This window comes from Corynebacterium sp. 51B (assembly GCF_008930785.1).
GTDB classification, from domain to species: Bacteria; Actinomycetota; Actinomycetes; order Mycobacteriales; family Mycobacteriaceae; genus Corynebacterium; species Corynebacterium megadyptis.
The window spans coordinates 55389-77482 of sequence record NZ_PQMK01000006.1 but is presented as its reverse complement, the minus strand read 5'-3'; the positions used below and the strand labels follow the sequence as shown (position 1 = coordinate 77482).

The window sequence follows — 22094 nt, the reverse complement described above, 5'->3', positions numbered from 1 at the left end:
CACCGGGAGGGAAAGAAGAGATGCACACAGAATCTCCGGATGCGGGCGGCGTCCGCACGCGGCAGCGCAAGCGCCCGCCGGCCAGTCTGCTCATCGGCGGCGGCATCGTGGCTGCGGTAGTGCTCACCGCGCTCATCGCGCTGGTGTGGACCCCCTTCGATCCGATCCACGCGGTGCCCGAGGAGCGGCTGCTCGGCCCCAGCGCGCAGCACTGGCTGGGTACTGATCGCTATGGCCGAGACGTGGCGGCACAGCTGATGGCTGGGGCGCATATCACCCTCGCCGTGGGCGTGGTGGCGGTGGGCATCGGCATGCTCTGTGGAGTACCGCTGGGCATTATCGCCGGCATGCGCGGCGGGACGATGGATGCACTGGTGATGCGCGGCGCCGATCTCCTTCTCGCCTTCCCCGCGCTGCTCTTGGCCATCGTGCTCGGCGCGGTCTTTGGCACCTCCACGTGGTCGGCCATGGCGGCCATCGGTATCGCCGCCATCCCTGGTTTTGCCCGCGTCGCCCGCGCCGGAACCCTCAGCGTGCTCTCTCTCGACTTCATCGCCGCCGCCCAGATGTCCCAGGCATCGGGGCGGGCGATCGCGCTGCGGCATGTGCTGCCGAATATCCTCAGCCTCGTGATCGTGCAGGCCTCGGTGGCCTTTGCGCTGGCCATTCTCGCCGAGGCGGCCTTGAGCTTCCTTGGCCTCGGCACCCCACCGCCGGAGCCATCCTGGGGCCGGATGCTGCAATCGGCGCAGGCCTCGCTCTATACCGCGCCGCAGCTCGCGCTGTGGCCAGGGTTGGCGATCGCGCTGACGGTGCTGGGCTTCAACCTGCTCGGCGATGGGCTGCGGGATCTCCTCGATCCCAGGCTGCACTCGACACGAAAGGCCGGCCAATGAGTGACACAGTGCTGGACGTAGACGATCTTCAGGTGCGCACCCGCGATGGGCACCAGCTGCTGCGCGGGGTGAGCTTCAGCATCGCGGCTGGGGAGAAAGTGGGAATCATCGGCGAATCCGGTTCGGGTAAATCGCTGACCGCGTTGAGCATCATGGGGCTGCACTCCCACACGCTGCACACCAGCGGCAGGATCACGCTGCGCGGCGAGCCAGGCAACCTAGTGGACTACTCCCCCGCCCGCTACGCCAGCCTGCGGGGCCGCCGGATATCCATGGTGTTTCAGGAGCCCATGACGGCACTGAATCCGCTCATGAAGATCGGCCCCCAAGTACGCGAGGCCGTGCAGCTGCACCAGCAGGATCTCGATTCCGCCGCCCTGAAGCGGCGCGCCCTGGCGCTGCTGGAGGAGGTGCGCTTGCCCGATCCCGAGGCCCTCTACGAGCGCTATCCGCACCAGCTTTCGGGCGGGCAGCGCCAGCGCGTGCTCATCGCCATCGCCTTGGCGAATGATCCCGAGCTCATCGTCTGCGATGAGCCCACCACCGCGCTCGACGCCACGGTGCAAGCCTCCATTCTGGCCACCCTCAACCGCCTCACTGAGCAGCGCGGTACAGCCGTGTTGTTCATCACCCACGATCTCGGCGTGATGGCGCAGATCTGCGAGCGGGTGCTGGTGATGCGCGAGGGCGAGATCGTGGAACGCGGCACGACCCAGCAGGTATTGCGCGAGCCCGGCGACTACACCCGCGGGCTGGTGGCAGCCTCGGATCTGGCGGCACGCGATTCCCGCGGGCACCTGTACACGGTGGGCAGCGCCGATGAGAGTTATCGCCCGGGCCACGCCTATGCCCAGCCGGAGTTTCCCACCCCGGGCCCGGTGGTGCTGGAGGCACAGCAGATCTCCCAAAGCTATCGCTCCCGCGGCTGGCGCGCCCGCCAGCGCCGCACCACCCAGGCCTTGGAGCCGCTATCGCTGAGCCTGCGCGCCGGCCAGCGCCTCGGGGTGGTGGGCGAATCCGGCTCGGGCAAGTCCACGCTCTTGAAGCTGCTGGCGGGGCTCGAGTCGAGCCGCAGCGGCGAGATCCTCGTCGATGGGCGTGCCGCCACAGCGCGCACGCTGCAGCAGGTGGCGCAGATCGTGTTCCAGGACCCGGCTGCGTCCTTAGATCCGCGGATGCGCGTCGGCGAGAGCATTGCCGAACCGCTGCGGGCCGCGCGCCTCGGTGCGGCGGAGCGGGCCGCGCGGGTGCAGGAGGTGCTGGCCGATGTCGGCCTCGACGCCGAGGTGGCGCGGCGTTATCCTCACGAGTTTTCCGGCGGGCAGCGCCAGCGCATCTCTTTGGCGCGCGCCCTCGCCCCGCGGCCGCGGGTATTGCTGGCCGATGAGCCCGTCTCCGCCCTCGATGTCTCCGCCCGGGCCCAGGTGATCAACCTGCTCACCGAGGTGGTGCGCGAGTATCAGCTGGCGTTGGTGTTCGTCTCCCACGACCTCGGCGTGGTGCAGGCCCTGTGCTCGGAGGTAATGGTGCTCAAACAGGGGCAGCTGATCGAGGAGGGCGCGACCGCCGAGCTTTTCGCCCAGCCCCAGCAGAGCTATACCCGCGCGCTTATCGACGCCGTGCCGCGGCTGAGCCCCTAAGCGCCCAGGAGTTGGCCGGCGAGGGCATAGGCGTGATTGGGCCAGTACTCCCGTGGCCGCGGCCGCGGTGAGGTCTCGTTCTGGTGGAAGCAATCGATCACATCCACCCAGCGCGAGGGCCAGGCGTGCATGCCATCGACCGCGCCCAGTAGCGCGCCGGTGATGGCCGCGTTGGTGTCGGTGTCTCCTCCCCTGCCCACGGTGCGCACCAGCGACTCCTCGGCGCGTAGGACCGAGGCCAGCTCGTGGACCGCGTTACCGAAGGCGATGGTCACCCACCCTTCATGCTCGAGGTACTCGGCCGGCGGGACGTCACGATGCGCCTCCACCAGCGCCGCTACCTCTGGGTAGGATGCGGCCTCGGCCTGCAGAATCTTTAGGGCCTCGGCCCGGTCCGCGCCGGTGGCTATGATGCGGGCGATGGTGAGCACGTACACGCTCTGAATATCCATGCACAGCGGGTTGATGTGGGTGAGCGAACATTCTTGACGCGCCCACTCGGCCAGCCGCTCCGCGCCCTGCGGGTCCTCCTCCAGCACCCGAGCGCCGAAGATCCCGAGCGGGCTGACACGCATAAGGGCGCCATTGGCTTGGGACTCGGGATTCTTGTGGCCGCGGATGAGCGCCGAGGAGCACGTAATGCCGATATCGAAAGGCTCGGATAGTGCCCAGCGTCGATAAGCCGCGGCCACGTCCTCGAGCACGAAGGTGCCGTGCCGCACCAAGGAGGCGGCAAGGGACAAGGCCATCTCGGAATCATCAGTGGGCTGGCCGGCGCTGAGCCCATAGGTGCCCCCATCGGCGAGCTGGCGCACCCCCTTCGGGTAGTGCGCCTGGATCGACTCCGCGGAACGGAACTCGACCAAACTACCGAGAGAATCTCCAATTAATTGCCCATAGAGTGCACCGCGAGCGCGCTCGAGTCGATGTGTTCTCACCATGGCTATAGACCCACCTTCCTCGCACAATCCTTGACTCTTCGCATTCTAGACAGCACCCAGACCCCAGCCCTGTCCTGCTTCGCCCGCGGCATCGACTGCGCAGGTATCGGCTAAAATCTGGGGCATGAGCATCGCTGTCGTAGGTTCTATCAATGCCGATCTCACCGTGCGCGTGACCCGGCACCCCGCCCCTGGAGAAACGCTTCTCGGGCACAGCAGTACGGTCGCCCCAGGCGGCAAAGGCGCCAATCAGGCGGTGGCCGCGGCCCGGATGGGGGCGCAGGTCCATATGATCGGCGCGGTGGGCACGGATTCCTATGCGGAACCGGCCTGTGCCATCATGCGCGAAAGCGGCATGAGTGAGGAGGGCATCACGAGTGTGGACGAGCCCACGGGCCTGGCGGTGATTACTGTCGCCGCGGATGGGGAGAACAGCATCGTGGTGGTGCCGGGGGCGAATGCGGCGATGAGCCCAGAGCTGGTGGATGCCCACGAGGAGCTTATTGCCGCGGCCTCCATCCTGCTGGTGCAGGGCGAGATTCCGGCCGCCGCCATCGAACGGGCCATCGCGGTGGCCACCCGCCATGGAGTGCGGGTGGTGGTGAACCTGGCGCCCGTGATCGAGATGGATCCCGCGGCGCTGCTGCACGCCGATCCGCTCATCGCCAATGAACACGAGGCGGGGCTGATCGCGCAGCTCTATAAGAAACAGGGCCAAGGCAGCCCCGAGGAGCTGGCAACGCAGCTGCGCGAAGCAGGCTTCGCCAGCGTCATCATCACGTTGGGGGCCGCGGGCGCGCTGGTGGCCACGGCGGAAGGAATCCAGCAGGTGCCCTCCCCGCGGGTCGAGGCCGTGGATACCACCGGCTGCGGGGATGCCTGCGCGGGCGCGCTCGTCGCGGCGCTGAATGAGGGCGCGGACCTGATCGAGGCCACGGCCCTCGGCTGCCGTGTCGGTGCCTTCGCCGCGACCCGCGCCGGGGCCCAAACCTCGTATCCGAGCGCCGCGGAGGAGCTGCCCTCCTAGCGCTCTAAAGCGCGGGAGTCGAGCTCCCCGTGCCGGGAGCAGTGCGCCACCCAGCCCATTGGCATGATCTGGACGACCATGCGGCGCCCGCAAATCTGGCAGAAGCGCGGCGGCTCGAGCCCGATCTTGGCGCCGCGGCTCAGCTCCGCGAGGCCCTTCTTATTACGCTCGGCGTTCTCATCCAGCGGCTGCCCCGTATTGGGGTGATAGATCGGTTCCTCGCCGGTGAGAACCGCCATGAGCAGCTCGTCCGAATCAGATCGTCTCATTGAGGGCTCGGATCGGGAGACGCAGCTTGCCCAGCATGTCGAGGTCGGTTTCGGCGGGGCGGCCGAGGGTGGTGAGGTAGTTGCCCACGATCACCGCGTTGATACCGCCCAGCAGGCCCTGCTCGGCGCCGAGATCACCCAGGGTGAGCTCGCGGCCGCCGGCGAAGCGCAGCGTGGTCTTCGGCAGGGCGAGACGGAAGGCACCGATGGCACGCAGGGCCTCATTGGCCTCCATGGGCTCCTTGTCGGCGAAGGGGGTGCCGGGGCGCGGGTCGAGGAAGTTCATGGGCACCTCGGTGGGATCCACCGAGGCCAGGTTCTGGGCGAACTCGGCGCGCTGCTCGCGGGACTCACCAAGGCCCAAGATGCCGCCGGTGCAGACCTCCATGCCCACCTGGCGCACGTTCTTCAGGGTGTCGATGCGCTCATCAAAGGTGTGGGTGGTCACCACCTGCGGGAAGTAGGACTCGCTGGTCTCGAGGTTGTGGTTGTAGCGGTGCACGCCGGCGTCCTTGAGGCGCTGCGCCTGCTCGAGGGTGACCATGCCCACCGAGGCGGCGATCTCGATATCCACCTCGTCCTTGATGGCGTGGGTGGCGTCGATGAGGTCATTCATCAGCCGCTCGTCCGGGCCACGCACCGCGGCAACGATGCAGAATTCGCTAGCGCCGGTCTTGCGGGTCTGCTTGGCGGACTCGATCAGTTCGGGAATATCAATGCGGGCGGCACGAACCGGGCTATTGAACATGGCCGACTGGGAACAGAAGTGGCAATCCTCGGGGCAGCCGCCGGTCTTCAGCGACACAATGCCCTCGACCTCAACTTCGTCGCCGCACCACTTCAGGCGCACCTGGTGGGCCAACTCGAGGAGTTCTTCGATCTTCTCATCTGGCAGATTCAGTACTGCGAGGGTCTCCTCATAGTTCAGTCCCTCGCCGCGCTCGAGCACCTTGGTGCGTGCGTGCTCGAGAATAGTGCTCTCATCAAGGGCGCTACCCTGGGCGTCCTGCGTAGCCGTGGTCATAGCTGTACTCCTGTGTCGTGGGCAATAGTTGTTGCATGAGATGAACATCGTTTAGCAACAGATGTGTCAACGATAACACAAGCACTCGAACACTGTTCACCGCTCCGTGGCGTCGATAAGCCATGCGCACGGGGGTGAGTTCGTGGCCCCGCAGCTAGGTTCACTTCTTAGCAGGCTTTAAGGTAAAAGGCGCATAATTCGCCCTTTCCAGCTTCTTTTCTGAGACAAGGAGAGACGCCACCCGTGGCCACTTCCACCTCCACCGCCGTGCAGCGCACCCATCCTGTCCATCACGTTCCCGCCCCCGGCAAGCTCGCGGCCCTTGGCCTGCAGCACGTGCTGGCCTTCTACGCAGGCGCGGTGATCGTGCCGCTGTTGATCGCCAGCTCGCTGAATCTGGACGCGGAAACCACCATTCACCTCATCAACGCCGATCTGCTCACCTGCGGTATCGCCACCTTGATTCAGGTGGTGGGCATCGGCAAGCACGTCGGTGTGCGCCTGCCTCTGGTGCAGGGCGTGACCACCACCGCGGTGGCGCCGATTATCGCGATCGGCCTCGGCGTCACCGATGGCGAGGGCGGAGTGGAGTCCCTGCCCACCATCTATGGCGCGGTGATCGCCGCCGGCCTCTTCACCTTCTTTGTGGCCCCGCTCTTCGGGCGGCTGCTGCGCTTCTTCCCGCCGGTGGTCACCGGCACCGTGCTGCTGGTGATGGGCACCTCCCTGCTGGCGGTGTCTGCCAATGACTTCACCAACTATGCCGAGGGCACGCCCGATCCTCGCGATCTGAGCTATGCCTTCGCCACCCTGGCCGTGATCGTGCTGGTGCAGCGCTTCTTCTGCGGCTTCTTGGGTACGCTCTCGGTACTCTTCGGTCTGGTGCTGGGCACTGCCGCGGCGCTGCTGCTCGGCGACGCCGATCTATCCAAGGTGAACGACGCCGCCCCGCTGGGCATCACCACCCCCTTCTATTTCGGTATCCCCGAGTTCAATGCCGCCGCGATTGTGTCGCTGCTCATCGTCATGGTGATTACCATGGTGGAAACCACCGGCGATGTCTTCGCCACCGGCGAGATCGTGCGCAAGCGCATCGGCAAACCGGACGTGGAGCGCGCTATCCGCGCCGATGGCCTCTCCACCCTGCTCGGCGGTGTGCTCAACTCCTTCCCCTATACCTGCTTCGCCCAAAATGTCGGCCTGGTGCGCATCACGGGCGTGAAATCACGCTGGGTGGCAGCGTCTGCAGCGGGCTTTATGATTCTGCTGGGCCTGCTGCCCAAGGCTGGGGCGATTGTGGCCTCCATTCCCGCCCCCGTGCTCGGCGGCGCCTCCCTGGCGCTCTTCGCCAATGTGGCCTGGGTGGGCATGCAGACCATCGGCAAGGCCGATTGGAAAGATGACCGCAATGCCGTGATCGTCACCACCGCTCTCGGTTTGGCCATGTTGGTGACCTTCAAACCCGATATTGCCGAGGCCCTGCCCGAGTGGGCGCGTATCTTCGTTTCCTCCGGCATGACCATCGGTGCGATCACCGCCATCGTGCTCAATATCGTGTTCTTCCACCTCGGCGCACAGTCCGGCTCGGATGTGGCCCGCCACGAGGGCCGCCAGGTCTCGCTGGAGACCATCAACGCCATGGAGCGCGAGGAGTTCGTCGCCACCCTGGCCCCGCTCTTCAACGAGGAGCAGTGGCCGCTGCACCGCGCCTGGGAGGCCCGCCCCTTCGAGGATGTGCAGGCCCTGCGCGAGGCCGTGCAGGTGGCGGTGCTCATGGCCGAGCCCGCGGAGCGCAGCCGCTTGATCGCCGACTACCCCGACATGGCCACTCTAGTGCTCAGCAGTACCGACTCTGAGGACGAACGCCTGAACCAGGCCCGCGGCTCGGTGGGGCTTGGCGAAGCCGATGACGTGGAGACCGAACAGCTACAGGTGCTGGCCGAGACCTATCGCGACAAGTTTGGCATGCCCTGGGTGGCGTGCCTGCGCACCGATGACAGCATCGACACCATCATCGCCGATGGCGTGCGCCGACTGGAAAATTCCGAGGCGCAGGAGCTGCGCCGTACCCTCAGCGAAATCGTCGAAATCGCCAATGACCGCTTTGACATGGTGCTTGCCGACGCTAATCCCACGCGTTCCGCTTGGGATCGAAAGTTCACCGACATCGACTAAACCGGCGCATCCCTAGCATGGATACTGACCCTCAGTAGAAGGAGAAGCCCCATGAGCCCGTCTACCCCCGCGCCGCTGACCCCCATCAGCGTCGACCCCGCCGTTCTCACCCCGCGCCCCCACTATCGCGTGCTGCTCAGCGGCAACCCTTCCCCGCACGAGGTGCGCGAGCACCTGCACGAGATCTTTGCTGATCGGCTGCAGACCCGCCTCGAGGAGCATACCGGGCTGGTGTGCGTGCTGGACGGGCAGGTGGAGTACGTACTGAGCGCCCAGAGCGCCGAGGATCCCGCGCCCCACTCCCACGCGGTGCTTGGGCCCCGGACGCCGCTGTCCAGCGCCAGCACCCAGCTCGAGGTGCGGGTGCATTCGGATGTGCAGCCGCTGGTGCGCGCCCGCGAGTCCCTGCGGGAGCTGAACTATATGCACGCCGAACTTGCCGCCGCCCTGGCCGTGCGGGAGGACGCGGTGGCGGTGTGCCACGTGTTTCGCGGCGCCAGCCGCCCCTTCGCGATAGATCCGCAGGTGTTTAGCGAGGCAGTGCGTCACGACGTTGTTTCCGCCTACGTCGTGGATCTGATAGTCACCCGCACCGACGAGGGCGCCCAGGGCATGAGTATCGGCATGGTGGAAGCGGGCCACCCGGAGCTGCAGCTGCACTCGAGCGCTCACCCCAGCGAGGTGTATAACCAGCTGGCCGATGTGTGCCAGTGGGCGCTGGCCCATCAGACCATCGCCGCCGGCGATAGCGTGACGGTGGACGGCCAGTGCTACCGCGCCGTGGACGCCGAGTGGGCGGCGGGGCATCGACCAGCGCTGGAGCTACATCTCGAGTAGCCCAAAAACGGGGGACGTGGCCCTAAACGCGGCTACAGCCCGAGTACAGTGTGATCTATGTCAAACTCCTATTTCACCCGCACGAGTGCCACCGAGTTCGTCGCCACGGAACTCACCGCCGGCGCGTGGAATCCCCAAGAGATTCACATAGCGCCCGCCCTGGGGCTACTCACCCACATCCTGCAGGAGGATTTCGCCGCCCGCCGCCCCGGCGAGACCCTGGATCTCTCCCGCATCAGCTTTGACATTCTTGGCACCGCCCCCATCGGCGAGGTGCGGGTGGATACCGAGGTGATCCGCCCCGGCCGCACCATCGAGTTGGTGCAGGCGCGGCTGATCATCGCCGAGCGTCCCGTGGTGATCGCCCGCGGCTGGTTCTCCGCTGCCTTCGATACCGGCAGCATCGAATCCGCCACAGTAGAGCGCATGCCCTCCCGCTACGCCATCCCCAGCTGGAACTTCCTCGAGGCCTGGGAAGGGGCCTTTGTCGATAGCGTGGACGCCCACCGCGCGGTGCTCAGCCCCGGCCACGCCCAGGGCTGGCTCTCCTCCCGCACTCCCCTGCTGGAGGGAGTGGAGGTCTCGCCGCTGGTAAAGCTGATGACGGTGATGGACATCGTCAACGGTCTTGTGCTCAAGCACAACCCGAAAGAGGTGGCCTATCCCAATATTGATCTCAGCGTCCACCTCTTCCGCGCCCCGGAGGGGCACTGGTTTGGGGCGGACACCACCATGAGCATCGGGCCTGCTGGGCACGGACTCACCCACACCCATTTGCATGATGAAAAAGGTCCGATTGGGGTGTTGTCACAGACGCTGACAGTGCGGCCTTAAAATGCTTGGCTATGACTTCATCTACGACGCCCGCATCTGGGCAGGCGGCGGAGACAACAGCCTCCGCCGCCGCTACTCACTCCGGTGGCCCCATGCCACAACGCTCGCTGTTTCCCATCTTCGGTGCCGTGTTCGTCGCGGTATTCCTGCTCTCTAATATCACCGCCACCAAGGGCGTGACCATCGGCCCGCTGGTGACCGACGGCGCCTTCTTCCTCTTCCCCCTCGCATATGTAATTGGCGATGTACTCACCGAGTGCTACGGCTTTAAAAACGCCCGCCGGATGATCTTCACCGGCTTCGGCACCGCCGTGCTGGCCATTGTCACCTTCTACATCGCCATCTGGCTGCCGGCGGCCGACTTCTACGACAACGACGAGGCCTTCGCCACGGTTCTGGGATTGGTACCGCAGATTGTTGTCGCCTCCCTTGCCGGCTATCTCGTGGGCCAGCTGCTCAACTCCTATGTGCTGGCCACCATGAAAAAGCACAGCGGGCAGAAGCGGCTCTGGTCGCGCCTGCTCGGCTCCACCGTGGTGGGCGAGCTGGCCGATACCATCATTTTCTGCGCCATCGCCGCCTCCGTCATTGGCATCACCACCTGGGGCGATGCCCTCAACTACACCATTGTCGGCTTCCTGTGGAAGACCGCCATCGAGATCGTGGTCATGCCCATCACCTATGCCGTGATCGCTTGGGTCCGCAAAACCGACCCCACCAGCTGGTAGCCAGCATCCCACCGCGAAAAAACTAAGGGTGCGGGGACAGAGCCTCTGCTCTGGCCTCGCACCCTTCGACGTCGCTAGGGGGACGCTACTTTCCCTCGTCGGTGGACAGCGCCGCCACGAAGGCCTCCTGCGGCACCGACACCGAACCGATATTCTTCATGCGCTTCTTACCGGCCTTCTGCTTCTCCAGCAGCTTGCGCTTACGCGAAATATCGCCGCCATAGCACTTCGAGAGCACGTCCTTGCGCAGCGCCCGAATATTTTCACGCGCAATCACCTTCGAGCCGATCGCCGCCTGCACCGGCACCTCGAACTGCTGGCGCGGGATCAGCTCCTTGAGCTTCACCGTCATCTTATTGCCATAGGTGCGGGCGTGATCGCGGTGCACGATGGCACTGAAGGCATCCACTGGCTCACCCTGGAGCAGAATATCCACCTTCACCAGATCTGCTTCTTGCTCGCCGGCTTCCTCATAGTTGAGGGAGGCATAGCCCTTGGTGCGGGACTTGAGGGTATCGAAGAAATCGAAGATGATCTCACCCAGCGGCATCGTATAGCGCAGCTCGACGCGGTCCTCGGAAAGATAGTCCATCCCGCCGAGCTGGCCGCGCTTGGACTGGCACAACTCCATGGTGGGGCCGACGAAATCGGCGGGGATGATAATCGTGGTTTTCACGATCGGCTCCCACACCTCCCGCAGCTTGCCCGAAGGCCAATCCGAGGGGTTGTAGACGATGGATTCCTCCCCTGCCTCATCGACCACGCGATAGTTCACGCTCGGCGCGGTGGAAATCAAGTCCAGGTCGAATTCGCGCTCGAGGCGATCGCGGGTGATCTCCATGTGCAGCAGGCCGAGGAAGCCGCAGCGGAAGCCGAAGCCCAGCGCCACCGAAGTCTCCGGCTCATAGGTCAACGAGGCGTCGTTGAGCTGCAACTTCTCTAGGGCATCGCGCAGGTCCGGGTATTGCTCCTGCGAGATCGGGAACAGGCCGGAATACACCATCGGCTTGGGCTCTTGGTAGCCCCGCAGCGGCTTCTCAGCACCCCCAGTGGCCCAGGTGACGGTATCACCCACCTTGGATTGACGCACATCCTTCACGCCCGTGATCAGATAGCCCACCTCGCCCGGGCCGAGGCCCTGGCACTTCTTCGCCGTCGGGCTCATCACGCCGATCTCGAGGGTTTCGTGGGTGGCGCCAGTAGACATCATCTTCAGCTTCTGTCGTGGCTCGAGGCGGCCATCAAAGACACGAATATAGGTGACCACACCGCGGTAGGTGTCATAGACCGAATCGAAAATCATGGCGCGCGCCGGCGCGGAATCCGGCATCTCGCTGGCGGGGGCGGGCACTAGCTCGCACACCCTATCCAGCAGGGCCTCGACGCCCTCGCCGGTCTTGCCGGAGACCCGCAGTACCTCCTCGGGTTCGCAACCAATGATGTGGGCGATTTCGAAGGCATACTTTTCCGGGTCGGCGGCGGGAAGGTCGATCTTGTTGAGCACAGGGATGATCTCAAGATCGTTTTCCATCGCCAGATAGAGATTCGCCAAGGTTTGGGCTTCGATGCCCTGGGCGGCGTCGACAAGCAAAATAGCGCCCTCACAGGCCTCCAGGGCGCGGGAAACCTCATAGGTGAAGTCCACGTGGCCCGGGGTGTCGATCATCTGCAGCACAATATTCTCGCCGGCATGCGCGCCGGAGCGCGGCACCCACGGCAAGCGCACGTTCTGCGCCTTGATGGTGATACCGCGCTCGCGCTCAATATCCATATTGTCGAGGTACTGATCACGCATATCGCGCGCATCCACCACGCCCGTCAGCTGCAGAATACGATCCGCCAGCGTGGACTTACCGTGGTCAATGTGCGCGATGATGCAGAAATTACGGATCTGCGCCGGATCCGTAAACGTAGTTTCCGCACAATTGATAGCCATATCTCAACCTTCCCTGTTTTAGCCCCTCATACCCTACCCGAGCCGTATCGACGCCCACGGCAACGGCGTATAAACTGGGCAAGCATGGGTGACAGACTCGGCGCCATCGCCTCCTCGCTGCGGGATTCGGTGTGCTATGTCGCGGAACAATTCCAGCCCCCTAGCGATGAAGACCTCGACGATACCCTCGCCACGGTACGGGAACGCCTCGGAATATCCGGCACCGAAACCAACGAAGATCTGCGCCGCCTGCGCGCCGCCACCTCCGTACTGGTGCACGACAGCCGCGTGCTCTCCCGCAATATCTACTACGCAGCAGACATGGACGGCCAAGCCGAGCCGGGCGAAGTGGTGTGGGTGTGGCTGCGCACCGAACCCACCTCTGAGCCAGAAGACCGCGCCCTCGTGGTGGTGGGACGCACCCGACAAACCATTTTAGGGCTCCTCATCTCCTCCAACCCCGAACACCAAAACGATCCCTCGTGGCTCGATATCGGCTCGGGCAACTGGGATCTCGCCGGCGAGCAGTCTTGGGTGCGCATCGACCGCGTCATCGAAGCCTCCGAGCTCGGAATCCGGCGCCAAGGGGCGATTCTGCCGCGGCGGCGCTTCGGAAAAATCGCCCACCGCCTGCGCTCCGAGTTCGGCTGGAGTTAGCAACTGTTTGGTCGGGCCTTCATCGCCCTGCTAGAGTGTGTCGAGTTGTTCATTTTCGCGCGCGCGGTGCCAGCAGGCAGTATGCCCCGTGGCCGCCGCCGAGCCAGAGTGGCGCATTAGGTGTTCAGTACCTTGAGTTCACCTCCCTGCCCCACGCGCCCGCCCAGAATGGTGCGGGCACGGCTTATACCAGCGCGAACGTGGCTGACAGTGACCATACCGTTTCCGCCAACGATAAAGAGGTTCTAGACCATGGCAAACATCAAGTCTCAGAAGAAGCGCATCCTGACCAACGAGAAGGCTCGTCTGCGCAACAAGTCCGTGCGCTCCGCCGTGCGCACCGAGATCCGCAAGTTCCGCGCCGCCGTCGAGTCCGGCGACAAGGCTGCCGCTGAGGCCCAGCTGCGCGCTGCTTCCCGCAAGCTGGACAAGGCCGTGTCCAAGGGCGTATTCCACCGCAACAACGCTGCGAACAAGAAGTCCAATATGGCTCGCGCCTTCAACAAGATGGAGGGCTAAGTAGTCTTCTGCCTTACCGCGCCACCAGCACTCGCTGGCCCGGCGCGGTTTTTTCATGCCCGCCCACTTTTTGGTCTTGGGGGTGCTGAGCGTGGAGGGGTCCTAGCGGGCCAATTCTGCGATGCGACGCACCGCGAATTCCACGGCGTAATTGGGCTCGAGGCCTTGGCCCTTGACCGCGGCATCGAGCTCGGCCACCACGATGACGGCCTCGCTGACATTGCGGCTGCTCCAGCGGCGGGCAGCCGCGGCCACCTTTTCCACCTTCCACGGCGGCAGGCCCACCACGCGGGCCAGTTCATTGCCGTTGATGCGCCCCCGCACCGAGTACAGCCGAGCGATAGCGCCCACCGAGTTGGCCAATGCCGCGGAGATCAGCACCGGCGACACGCCCAGCTGCAGGGCACGGCGAGTAGAAGCCACCGCCCGCTCCACGCGGCCAGCGCAGGCCAAATCCGCGATATCGAAGCCCGAGACTTCCGCCACCCCGGAGTAGAAGGCGCGCACCGCTTGTAGGGTGACATCGCCATTGGTGTCAGAGACCAACTGGCTCACGGCGCTGGCAAGCTCGCGAAGATCCGAGCCCACGCCCTCCAACACGGCTGTAACCACATCTGGGGTGGGACGCACCCCATGCGAGCGGAACTCTTTGTTGACGAAGCTCGGCAGCTCATTGCGCTTGACCTTATGGGCCTCGTGCACGGTGGCGATCTTCGCCAGCTTGGTGGCCATCTTTTTCTGCCGTCCACCGCCAGAATGCACAACGATCAGCGTGATGCCCTCCGCCGGGTCCACGGCCGCCTCGAGCAGCAGCTTGGCGGCCTCCTCCCCTGCCTCATGGGCATGGGTGAATACCACCACCCGCTCTTCAGCGAAGAGGGAGGGACTGAGCAGCTCAATGAGCTCGCTCGTCGTCACCTCACCCGCGCGCAGCTTGGTCACCGGCACTGGGTGGCCGGCCTGCTCAGACACGGCGTGGGTAACCGCGCGCTGGGCGCGCTCGGCGAGGAACTCCTCCTCGCCCAGAACGAGGTGCAGGGCTGGTACAGACACGCCCTCCATCATGCCACGCGCCGCCGCGCGGGCAGCAACACGAGAAACCAACAACAGGCGAGAACCACCCCCACCATGAAAATCACTACCTACATAGCCACAAACCTGAAGTAATCGCGGCAAACCACGTCCACGCGCATACGAGCTAAGTGGCCACGCATACTGCGGGTATCGATTGGAAATGAACGTTGCAATCTCCGATGTAGCCGCACAGAACAAAGCACACGCAGGCATGGGATCAACCAGAGAAGCTCCGAACACCGGTACGTAGAGAAGGCGTATGGTCGCGGTGATTGACTCGCGTGAACATGGACACGTCCTAAGGCGGGCCGTAGCCAGCAGATAGAGCCTAGTGAATAATCAGCTCGTCACGGTTAAGAGTGTCGAGGTTTTTCCTCGGCGGATAGAGCCGCATCTATGTCTTCTACCGCCCATTCGAGTACTTCTGAAAACGGCACCCGCCGCACTCAAGGCTGAAGCGCAAACGAAGTATCACTACGACCACGGACTCGTTAACGCAGGAGCGGTCAAGTTTCCACCTAAGACGCTCTGGAAAAACTACTCAACTGGATCGGGACATCGCTAGATAAGTGGTATTCAGATCTAGGTCGGTAATTGATGGCGCCCATATGCATCCCGACCACAGTAAGAAAGAGTCTTCAGTGCCCAGCAACCGATTCCTGTCACAGGCGCACAAGCTACAGCGGACAAATCAGCACCGCTGCCAAGGCACAACCGCTTCAGGAAACGATGCTTCATGCATGCTTTCAACGAGGTGACAGCTGATCACAATCGTGACAGATGGACACATAGCGCTGCGATGCCCCTCACGCTCCACAATGGGTCACATTTTTTGGTGACCTCGGCAAACTCGACTGGATTGCTAGGTAAACACAGGAGCTTGCATCCACTCCCGCGCGTGCGGGAAAAACATCTTCGGCCTGCTGGACCTTTTTCGATAGTTCGGTCCACTCCCGCGCGTGCGGGAAAAACTATGCGGTCGAATCGCAGGCCGTCGCCGCACAAGGTCCACTCCCGCGCGTGCGGGAAAAACCCAATAGAGGGTTTGCATCCGCTGCGAGCAACGGGTCCACTCCCGCGCGTGCGGGAAAAACTTCTTCTGAAAGTCATCTTTGTTCAGGTCAGACGGTCCACTCCCGCGCGTGCGGGAAAAACTCGACGTGGACGGCGCCCCAGAGGGTATCCACAGGTCCACTCCCGCGCGTGCGGGAAAAACGTGTCCTTTTTCGGCGAGGCTTGTGGCGAGTAGGGTCCACTCCCGCGCGTGCGGGAAAACGTACCGCGTACTCGTAGCTCATGCTGGCGATGGGGTCCACTCCCGCGCGTGCGGGAAAAACCGCGATATACCTGCGCCATCGTTCACCACTTCCGGTCCACTCCCGCGCGTGCGGGAAAAACCTGAGCTGTCCGGAAAACTGGTCGTACACCTGAGGTCCACTCCCGCGCGTGCGGGAAAAACGGCGAAGAGACCGGTATTCCCGGCAATCCGGGCGGTCCACTCCCGCGCGTGCGGGAAAAACGCGCGGATGGTGCGGCGCAGATGGCTAAGGCTGGGTCCACTCCCGCGCGTGCGGGAAAAACGCCTTCAAGGGGACAAAAGAGCAGCTCAGGGACGGTCCACTCCCGCGCGTGCGGGAAAAACGTCGAGGAAAACGCCGACGCGGTCTATGGCGCATGGTCCACTCCCGCGCGTGCGGGAAAAACTCGACACGGCGGCGGAACGCGTCCATGTCGAAAGGTCCACTCCCGCGCGTGCGGGAAAAACCAGGAAGCCGTATTCGTATTCCTCATAGTCGAGGGTCCACTCCCGCGCGTGCGGGAAAAACTAGCTGGGAAAATAGCACACATTGCATGCCCAGGGTCCACTCCCGCGCGTGCGGGAAAAACCCGGCCATCTTGCACCCTCAAGATGGCTCGGGAGGTCCACTCCCGCGCGTGCGGGAAAAACGCATCATCCCCGCCCCCTAGCCGGTGCTCCACAGGTCCACTCCCGCGCGTGCGGGAAAAACCCCCACTGATCTACGGCCGTCGCTATCGGGCAGGGTCCACTCCCGCGCGTGCGGGAAAAACAAAAACACGCGCTTGAATCTCTTGGGCTTGCTCGGTCCACTCCCGCGCGTGCGGGAAAAACACACCGCAGGTATTCCTATCGACGATCTAGCTAGGTCCACTCCCGCGCGTGCGGGAAAAACTTCCTTGGAGGCCCATCTATCTCAAGCGTAAGCGGTCCACTCCCGCGCGTGCGGGAAAAACTCCGCATCGGGCTTCACGCCCAGCCGCTCACGGGGTCCACTCCCGCGCGTGCGGGAAAAACATATCGTCCGGACCGATCGCGCCTCTATCCCACGGTCCACTCCCGCGCGTGCGGGAAAAACAAGGCATCGCCCTCTACGCCTATCGCATGAATGGGTCCACTCCCGCGCGTGCGGGAAAAACCCAGTACGAGCCGGTCCCCACGGCCTCGATCGCGGTCCACTCCCGCGCGTGCGGGAAAAACCACACTACGGGCCGGATGGCGCGCCCTCTAGCCGGTCCACTCCCGCGCGTGCGGGAAAAACTCCCTCCCGCGTGTGTGTGGGAGGGGCAGCATCGGTCCACTCCCGCGCGTGCGGGAAAAACATGAAGCGCCCTCTTGAAGATGAAGAGCGTGAGGGTCCACTCCCGCGCGTGCGGGAAAAACCTATCTGGCGATACCGTATACCTCGATGAGGCAGGTCCACTCCCGCGCGTGCGGGAAAAACACGGGGGCTACGGTGAATCCGAAATTGCCCGGAGGTCCACTCCCGCGCGTGCGGGAAAAACGCAGCGGCGTGACGTTTCAAGACAACGGGACAAGGTCCACTCCCGCGCGTGCGGGAAAAACTGGAAACTACGTAATCCACCAGTTCATCGACAGGGTCCACTCCCGCGCGTGCGGGAAAAACACTCTGCGAACAGCAGGTTTAGCGAGCAAACACGGCGTATAGATTCAACTTCTATTCGCCTTGAACGAACTAAACTACGATCGGTGGAGCAACAGTCTTAAATTTCCCGCGCGTCACCTCCTCCGCCAACAGACCAGAACCACGGTGTCTCCTCGATAGAACCTCTAGAGTCCATAAACTTACTGGATATGTCGGGCGCGGAAGAAACCTCTTTCGGCCTTTGAGATGCGCCACTCCGTGTTGGGCCAAGGGACGCCCTGACACGGCTATGCCCACGGCAATAGGTAAGTATTCTTCTACTCTTACCGTGTCGGGCGCTGTATCCGAGAGCCGGTCGAGAATATGGTCAGATGCTCCAAGCTCTGGGGAGGTCTGCCATCCTTTACTAGCGTGAAGCATCATCTCAACGCTGACAGGCGGGGCGTCCTGGATACGTTTGAATACGATGCCATTGGCGGCAAGCCACCCTCCAGATAGCTCTGTCTTACCGCCATCTAAAAGCGGCATGTTCGCTGAAAACAGATGCTTACTTACCTTGCTCAAAACCCGGTTTCCCTTGGCTGCGTTGTGGGCACATCTAACTCCATTCCTCAGGTCTGGGATGATGCACCGATGGTTTTTGGTAGTAAGCAGTCCGCTAGTCGCCGAGCAGATGTTCTCTTCCCACCGTTCAAGATCTGGCACAAAAGCCTCGGTGAACCAAGCTGCAATTGCGGGTAGGTCGGATTCTGAAACCCCGTGCAAACGAGGAGCGGCTAGGCCTTCGGGCCAGCTCAATGAGACTTGGCGTCCAGTCACTTCTTCCGCCGCGCAGGCGATTCCGACCGTCGCGTACCATGCGCCAACGCGACTACCTCCGAGTCCGGTTAGGTCAACGAAGGGCTGGGCAGGATCGTCAATATCGTGGGAGGCCTTGTCCAGCAGCGCATCGTCTATCGTCACCGGCCCCAGAGCATGGGGATCCGGTTCCGCAGATGCTTTCCAGTCCGCCAACCGGACCATTGTCTCGGCCCAGGCTAGGAACCACGGATTGTCGCCGCACAAGTCGAGGTAATCGGCCGTTCCACGGTAGCCGTGATGGGACTCAACAAGGTGCGCCACTAGGGGGTTCTCTGGACAGTAGGCGGCGACAATGCGAGCACCATGGGCAGCATGATCGACTGGGTTAGCGATGTCGCGGGGAAGAGGATTCCGACCGGTGGATTTTGCTAATGGACAATCCCCTGATTGTGCCCCTAGGTATGCCTGAAATGAGGGGTGAGCCTTTCCGAGGTCATGCAGCCCCGCGGCTTGGACGACTGTTTCCTTCAGCTGCGAGGACTCCGCTTTCGAGGGCGCAATGAACTGCTCGGCCAGCCCCGATGTCTGACGGCAATGATCGACGAGTGTCAGAATCCCCGATGAGGTTTCGCGCCGTTTTTGTTGTTCGCGCGGCCGAGAGACCACAAACTTATCGCTAACGCAGACTACCCAACGGTCCAAATATCGTCCAATCTGCTGCGGCGTCATCTCCGCGCATTCTTCGGGAAGTGGAATGATCTCAACCTCCCCAGTGGATGCATGAACATCCTCGACTTGGGCATCACTGACCCACACTCCCCTATCTGAGAGATATCCCCCTAGGCTGGTATGCAAAACGACCGTTGATCCAGGAGCTATATCCCATAAGGACTGGGGTATGCACCATCCCTCCGCCTTCCGGATCCGTATCTTCTCCAGTCGCTCACGTGTCGTGGTGGTGGGCTCACGCTTGGCTCGCTTGTAGCCGTTGTCAGCATCATCAGTATCGGCCATCTCTCCGTTCCAATGGCCTGCGGCAAGTCCTCGGGCGAGGTGAATCGAAAGTTCAAGCTGCTCACCGCGTGTCGGAGGAGCTGCCTCTAGGATTTCTTCATCAAGTACATCTCTCCACAACACAGCAACAGGAGCTGTCTCCTCCTCTTGGTCTAGGCCACGCAGCCAAAGAGACGTGGCGTGCGGAGCGGGAGCGACGAGCATCAGGGCTGCGTACTCTGCGTCCATCTGTCCCATACGTACTGGCTCCGGCCAAGCGGAGTTGTCACCCAGAACAGCTTCCTTCAAGGAAGGGATACCGCCTAAGGAGAAGTCGGCGCCATTAGGTAGCGCCCGCAAGCCACTACAGACGTTGGCTAAGATTTCCTCACCGTAGACCGCTTGGCTTCCTTTGTCTGGGTTATTCTTCGGCACTACAAGGATCCCCTGCGGGTGGGCTGAACCTCCATAACGGTTGAGTCGACCCATGCGCTGCACGAGCGAGGGCCACGCAGACACCTGGGTGACAAGTAGATCAACCTCAAAATCAACACCCGCCTCGAGGCATTGCGTGGACACGACAAGTTCCCCAGGTTTCGGAGCAAGGTCTTTTTCGTCACGGTCGACCATACGCACACGAGAGGTCACCAGCCGAACCTTCGTCTTAGGAAGCTTCTTAGCAAGCGCCGCCGCCACATCGGAGGCAGTCTGCACGGTATTCACGAAGACAATGGAGCGTGAGGTTTCCGTATGGGCGCGCGCAGCCTGTTTTACTAATTCCCTGACGGGAGAAGACGCCGTGCTACACACGATCGAGGCTAAACGCGGTGCATTGTATCTCTCCAGTGCTCCGGAGGTCTCCTGCTCGGGAAGAAACTGGATAGTGTCCTCCGCATCGGGGTCAAGTACATCAACGAGATGGTCGGGAATGGTGGCGCCGAGACACGTCAGCGTCGTGTTTGCCATCGTCGATACTTGCCGAAGTGTGTCGACCATTACGGTCGACAGATGGGGCTCATCGACAACCCACGCGGCATCGTGGCTAATCAACCCAGTGTGAATGATCGCGGTGTTGGGAGTCACGCCGGGAGCATGACCCAATACTCGGAGCACTAGCTGGGTAACGGTGGTGGTGATAATGGTCGCACCACGGGGCCTATCCAGCCACGTCCGGTCGTCACGCCGAGATCCATGAAAACTCGTGACGCCCAGTGGCTCGGCTCCTTCAGCAGCAAGCAGCAATAAGGCATCAGAGACCATGCGAAGGGCCGGTATGGATGGCTCGAGTAATGCCCGTTGCAACTGACGAACGTGAGCGTCCGCCCCGTCGACGACCGCTCGTCGTTCAACAGCATGGACGTAGCGCTGCCCCAGCTGGTGAGGCAAATCTGCGGCTGTGGCGCGGCCAAGCGCCCACACCCAGACGTCCGCTAACGCCGTTTTTCCTAAGCCTGTAGGAACATCAATCATGAGGGGAAGTCGACCCGTGCGAACTGCGTAGTTCGCCGCTTCTTCCTGCCACCGATAAGGCGGCACCCCATGGACCCCATGGAAGAACTCCGCGAAGCTCGGAAACATCGTGGCATCTCCCATTAGTCATCATCTCCTGTGTTAGTGCCAATGTTGCCGACGGGAACAAATAGCGAGTCCGTCGTCAGCGTAGGTCGAGTTTCTGGTGTGGGTGTCTCCACGGTGACCGCGTAAGGAACAAAACCACGTGGATGAAAAGGCATACTCATCGGCGCACAGCCCTTGAGTCTGGGCGAGGTTGATTGATGGCTGAGGAGATGTACTCCCGCCTTCGACGCGTAGTGCTCAAGATAGGCTGCTGCCACTGTTCGGTCGGCGGGACCATAGATGGGTACCGCCGTACGCCAGCGCTGAGACACAGCAAAATAACTGCTCAACCGAGTCCATACTCGACGATCCGCTGGGTCATAACGCAATCCGAGGTTCTCATCCTGCAGCAACCGGTGGGCGGCTGGAATTCCGCGAACGGCTACCCCCATGAGAGCTCCGTTTCCGTGCTCCGGATCCGCGTTTACCAACGGGAAAACATCACCATCACAACCAGCGACAGATCGTACATGGTCCACCGAAGCAGAGATTCTCCTCGTGTCCTTCACCGTCCGGTTAAACGTCAGCGGTATCCACCCGTCGTTATCTGGGTTCTGCGGATCGCGATGATCTGGAAGGTAGGAAACTTGACGTGCGGGCACTGTGGGAACATGAGCTCCAAGCTGATGCTCTTCCTCGAACCTTTTATCCAGTGCTGCCCCGAACCCAGGCTGCCACGTGCGCACCTGGCCGGCTGGGTTCTCCACTCCGACCCACCTCTGGGCGTTTTCTACTGCGCCGGAATCATCGCCTTCTACGACCTTCATGATGCAGCCGTCCATCGACGTGCCGAAGTAGCCGACTGCTGCGGCAGCTTTGTCTAGCAACTCCGCGTGCTCCGAAGAAACGTCTACCACGTACGTCACGCGAGTGGCGAGCACCGGTTCTGGAAGCCGGGCGGCTCTTTTCGCCTGCATTTTCGTCAATTGGCCCACAGAAGCAGACTTCCGAGGCAATCCCGAGGGCTTTTTCGCCACGAATGCATCAGTCCAATCGGCTTCTGGGAGCCGATACTGCCCAGTAAAGATATCCGGCGAGGCGCTACGCTCCACCTCTCGAAGGACCGCGCGAATAGCCTCGGTAGTGGAATCAGACAGCTGCGCGTTGTGGCAGCCCGCCACTAAAGCAGAGTAGAGCCGAGCTGGGGACGGTGGCCATTCCCTCTTCCCTTGGCGATCGGTACCGTGAAATGTCGAGTTAAAGTCGACATGGATGGTAATCAT

General features: G+C 62.7%; 16 protein-coding genes and 1 CRISPR repeat array. Of the genes, 9 read left to right on the top strand and 7 right to left on the bottom strand.

Annotated elements, in window-relative coordinates:
* Window positions 1-20: 20 nt before the first annotated feature.
* Together GBB14_RS08060 and GBB14_RS08055 are read left to right on the top strand one after the other, a co-directional pair.
* On the top strand, window positions 21-896 hold the full coding sequence (locus GBB14_RS08060; protein ID WP_151529145.1) for an ABC transporter permease: 876 nt from the start codon (window positions 21-23) through the stop codon (window positions 894-896).
* Complete coding sequence (locus GBB14_RS08055; RefSeq protein ID WP_151529144.1) at window positions 893-2536, top strand: ABC transporter ATP-binding protein; 1644 nt, start codon at window positions 893-895, stop codon at window positions 2534-2536. The genes GBB14_RS08060 and GBB14_RS08055 overlap by 4 nt, the downstream gene beginning before the upstream one ends.
* Here GBB14_RS08055 and GBB14_RS08050 read toward each other — a convergent pair.
* Window positions 2533-3477, bottom strand: coding sequence for an ADP-ribosylglycohydrolase family protein (locus GBB14_RS08050; protein ID WP_151529143.1), 945 nt, complete (start codon window positions 3475-3477; stop codon window positions 2533-2535). The genes GBB14_RS08055 and GBB14_RS08050 overlap by 4 nt on opposite strands.
* Before the next feature lie 124 nt (window positions 3478-3601).
* Between GBB14_RS08050 and GBB14_RS08045 the strand changes: the two genes are divergently transcribed.
* A complete protein-coding gene (locus GBB14_RS08045; RefSeq protein ID WP_151529142.1) occupies window positions 3602-4504 on the top strand; it encodes a ribokinase in 903 nt (300 codons plus the stop codon).
* Here the strand turns inward: GBB14_RS08045 and GBB14_RS08040 are convergent.
* Together GBB14_RS08040 and bioB are read right to left on the bottom strand one after the other, a co-directional pair.
* A complete protein-coding gene (locus GBB14_RS08040; RefSeq protein WP_151529141.1) occupies window positions 4501-4773 on the bottom strand; it encodes a hypothetical protein in 273 nt (90 codons plus the stop codon). The genes GBB14_RS08045 and GBB14_RS08040 overlap by 4 nt on opposite strands.
* Window positions 4760-5797, bottom strand: a complete 1038-nt coding sequence (gene bioB / locus GBB14_RS08035) for a biotin synthase BioB (protein WP_151529140.1) — start codon at window positions 5795-5797, stop codon at window positions 4760-4762. The genes GBB14_RS08040 and bioB overlap by 14 nt, the downstream gene beginning before the upstream one ends.
* A gap of 243 nt (window positions 5798-6040) precedes the next feature.
* Between bioB and GBB14_RS08030 the strand changes: the two genes are divergently transcribed.
* The 4 genes from GBB14_RS08030 to GBB14_RS08015 are packed head-to-tail and all read left to right on the top strand — an operon-like array spanning window position 6041 to window position 10371.
* The gene (locus GBB14_RS08030) at window positions 6041-7972 is read left to right on the top strand and encodes a solute carrier family 23 protein (RefSeq protein WP_151529139.1); all 1932 of its coding nucleotides are present in this window, start codon (window positions 6041-6043) and stop codon (window positions 7970-7972) included.
* A gap of 51 nt (window positions 7973-8023) precedes the next feature.
* A complete protein-coding gene (locus GBB14_RS08025) occupies window positions 8024-8809 on the top strand; it encodes a hypothetical protein (RefSeq protein WP_151529138.1) in 786 nt (261 codons plus the stop codon).
* Between the two features lie 57 nt (window positions 8810-8866).
* On the top strand, window positions 8867-9643 hold the full coding sequence (locus GBB14_RS08020; protein WP_151529137.1) for a thioesterase family protein: 777 nt from the start codon (window positions 8867-8869) through the stop codon (window positions 9641-9643).
* An 11-nt stretch (window positions 9644-9654) separates the two neighbouring features.
* Window positions 9655-10371, top strand: coding sequence for a queuosine precursor transporter (locus GBB14_RS08015; protein WP_151529136.1), 717 nt, complete (start codon window positions 9655-9657; stop codon window positions 10369-10371).
* An 85-nt stretch (window positions 10372-10456) separates the two neighbouring features.
* Here GBB14_RS08015 and lepA read toward each other — a convergent pair whose 3' ends face one another.
* Window positions 10457-12307, bottom strand: a complete 1851-nt coding sequence (lepA, locus tag GBB14_RS08010) for a translation elongation factor 4 (RefSeq protein WP_151529135.1) — start codon at window positions 12305-12307, stop codon at window positions 10457-10459.
* Window positions 12308-12391: 84 nt separating this feature from the next.
* Between lepA and GBB14_RS08005 the strand changes: the two genes are divergently transcribed.
* Both GBB14_RS08005 and rpsT read left to right on the top strand, forming a co-directional pair.
* Window positions 12392-12964 (top strand): type II toxin-antitoxin system PemK/MazF family toxin, encoded by a 573-nt coding sequence (locus GBB14_RS08005; RefSeq protein ID WP_151529134.1) that lies wholly within the window; start codon window positions 12392-12394, stop codon window positions 12962-12964.
* Window positions 12965-13216: 252 nt separating this feature from the next.
* Window positions 13217-13483 carry a 30S ribosomal protein S20 gene (rpsT, locus tag GBB14_RS08000; RefSeq protein WP_077940495.1) on the top strand — a complete coding sequence of 89 codons (267 nt, stop codon included), beginning with the start codon at window positions 13217-13219 and terminating at the stop codon, window positions 13481-13483.
* A gap of 102 nt (window positions 13484-13585) precedes the next feature.
* Here rpsT and holA read toward each other — a convergent pair whose 3' ends face one another.
* The 3 genes from holA to csb2 form a co-directional block, all read right to left on the bottom strand.
* Complete coding sequence (holA, locus tag GBB14_RS07995) at window positions 13586-14545, bottom strand: DNA polymerase III subunit delta (protein WP_255441649.1); 960 nt, start codon at window positions 14543-14545, stop codon at window positions 13586-13588.
* Between the two features lie 895 nt (window positions 14546-15440).
* Window positions 15441-17481: direct repeats of the CRISPR family, unit length 28 nt; unit sequence GGTCCACTCCCGCGCGTGCGGGAAAAAC.
* A 69-nt stretch (window positions 17482-17550) separates the two neighbouring features.
* Window positions 17551-20724 (bottom strand): HD domain-containing protein, encoded by a 3174-nt coding sequence (locus tag GBB14_RS07990; protein WP_192796119.1) that lies wholly within the window; start codon window positions 20722-20724, stop codon window positions 17551-17553.
* Window positions 20725-20846: 122 nt separating this feature from the next.
* On the bottom strand, window positions 20847-22094 hold the full coding sequence (csb2, locus tag GBB14_RS07985) for a type I-U CRISPR-associated protein Csb2 (protein ID WP_151529132.1): 1248 nt from the start codon (window positions 22092-22094) through the stop codon (window positions 20847-20849).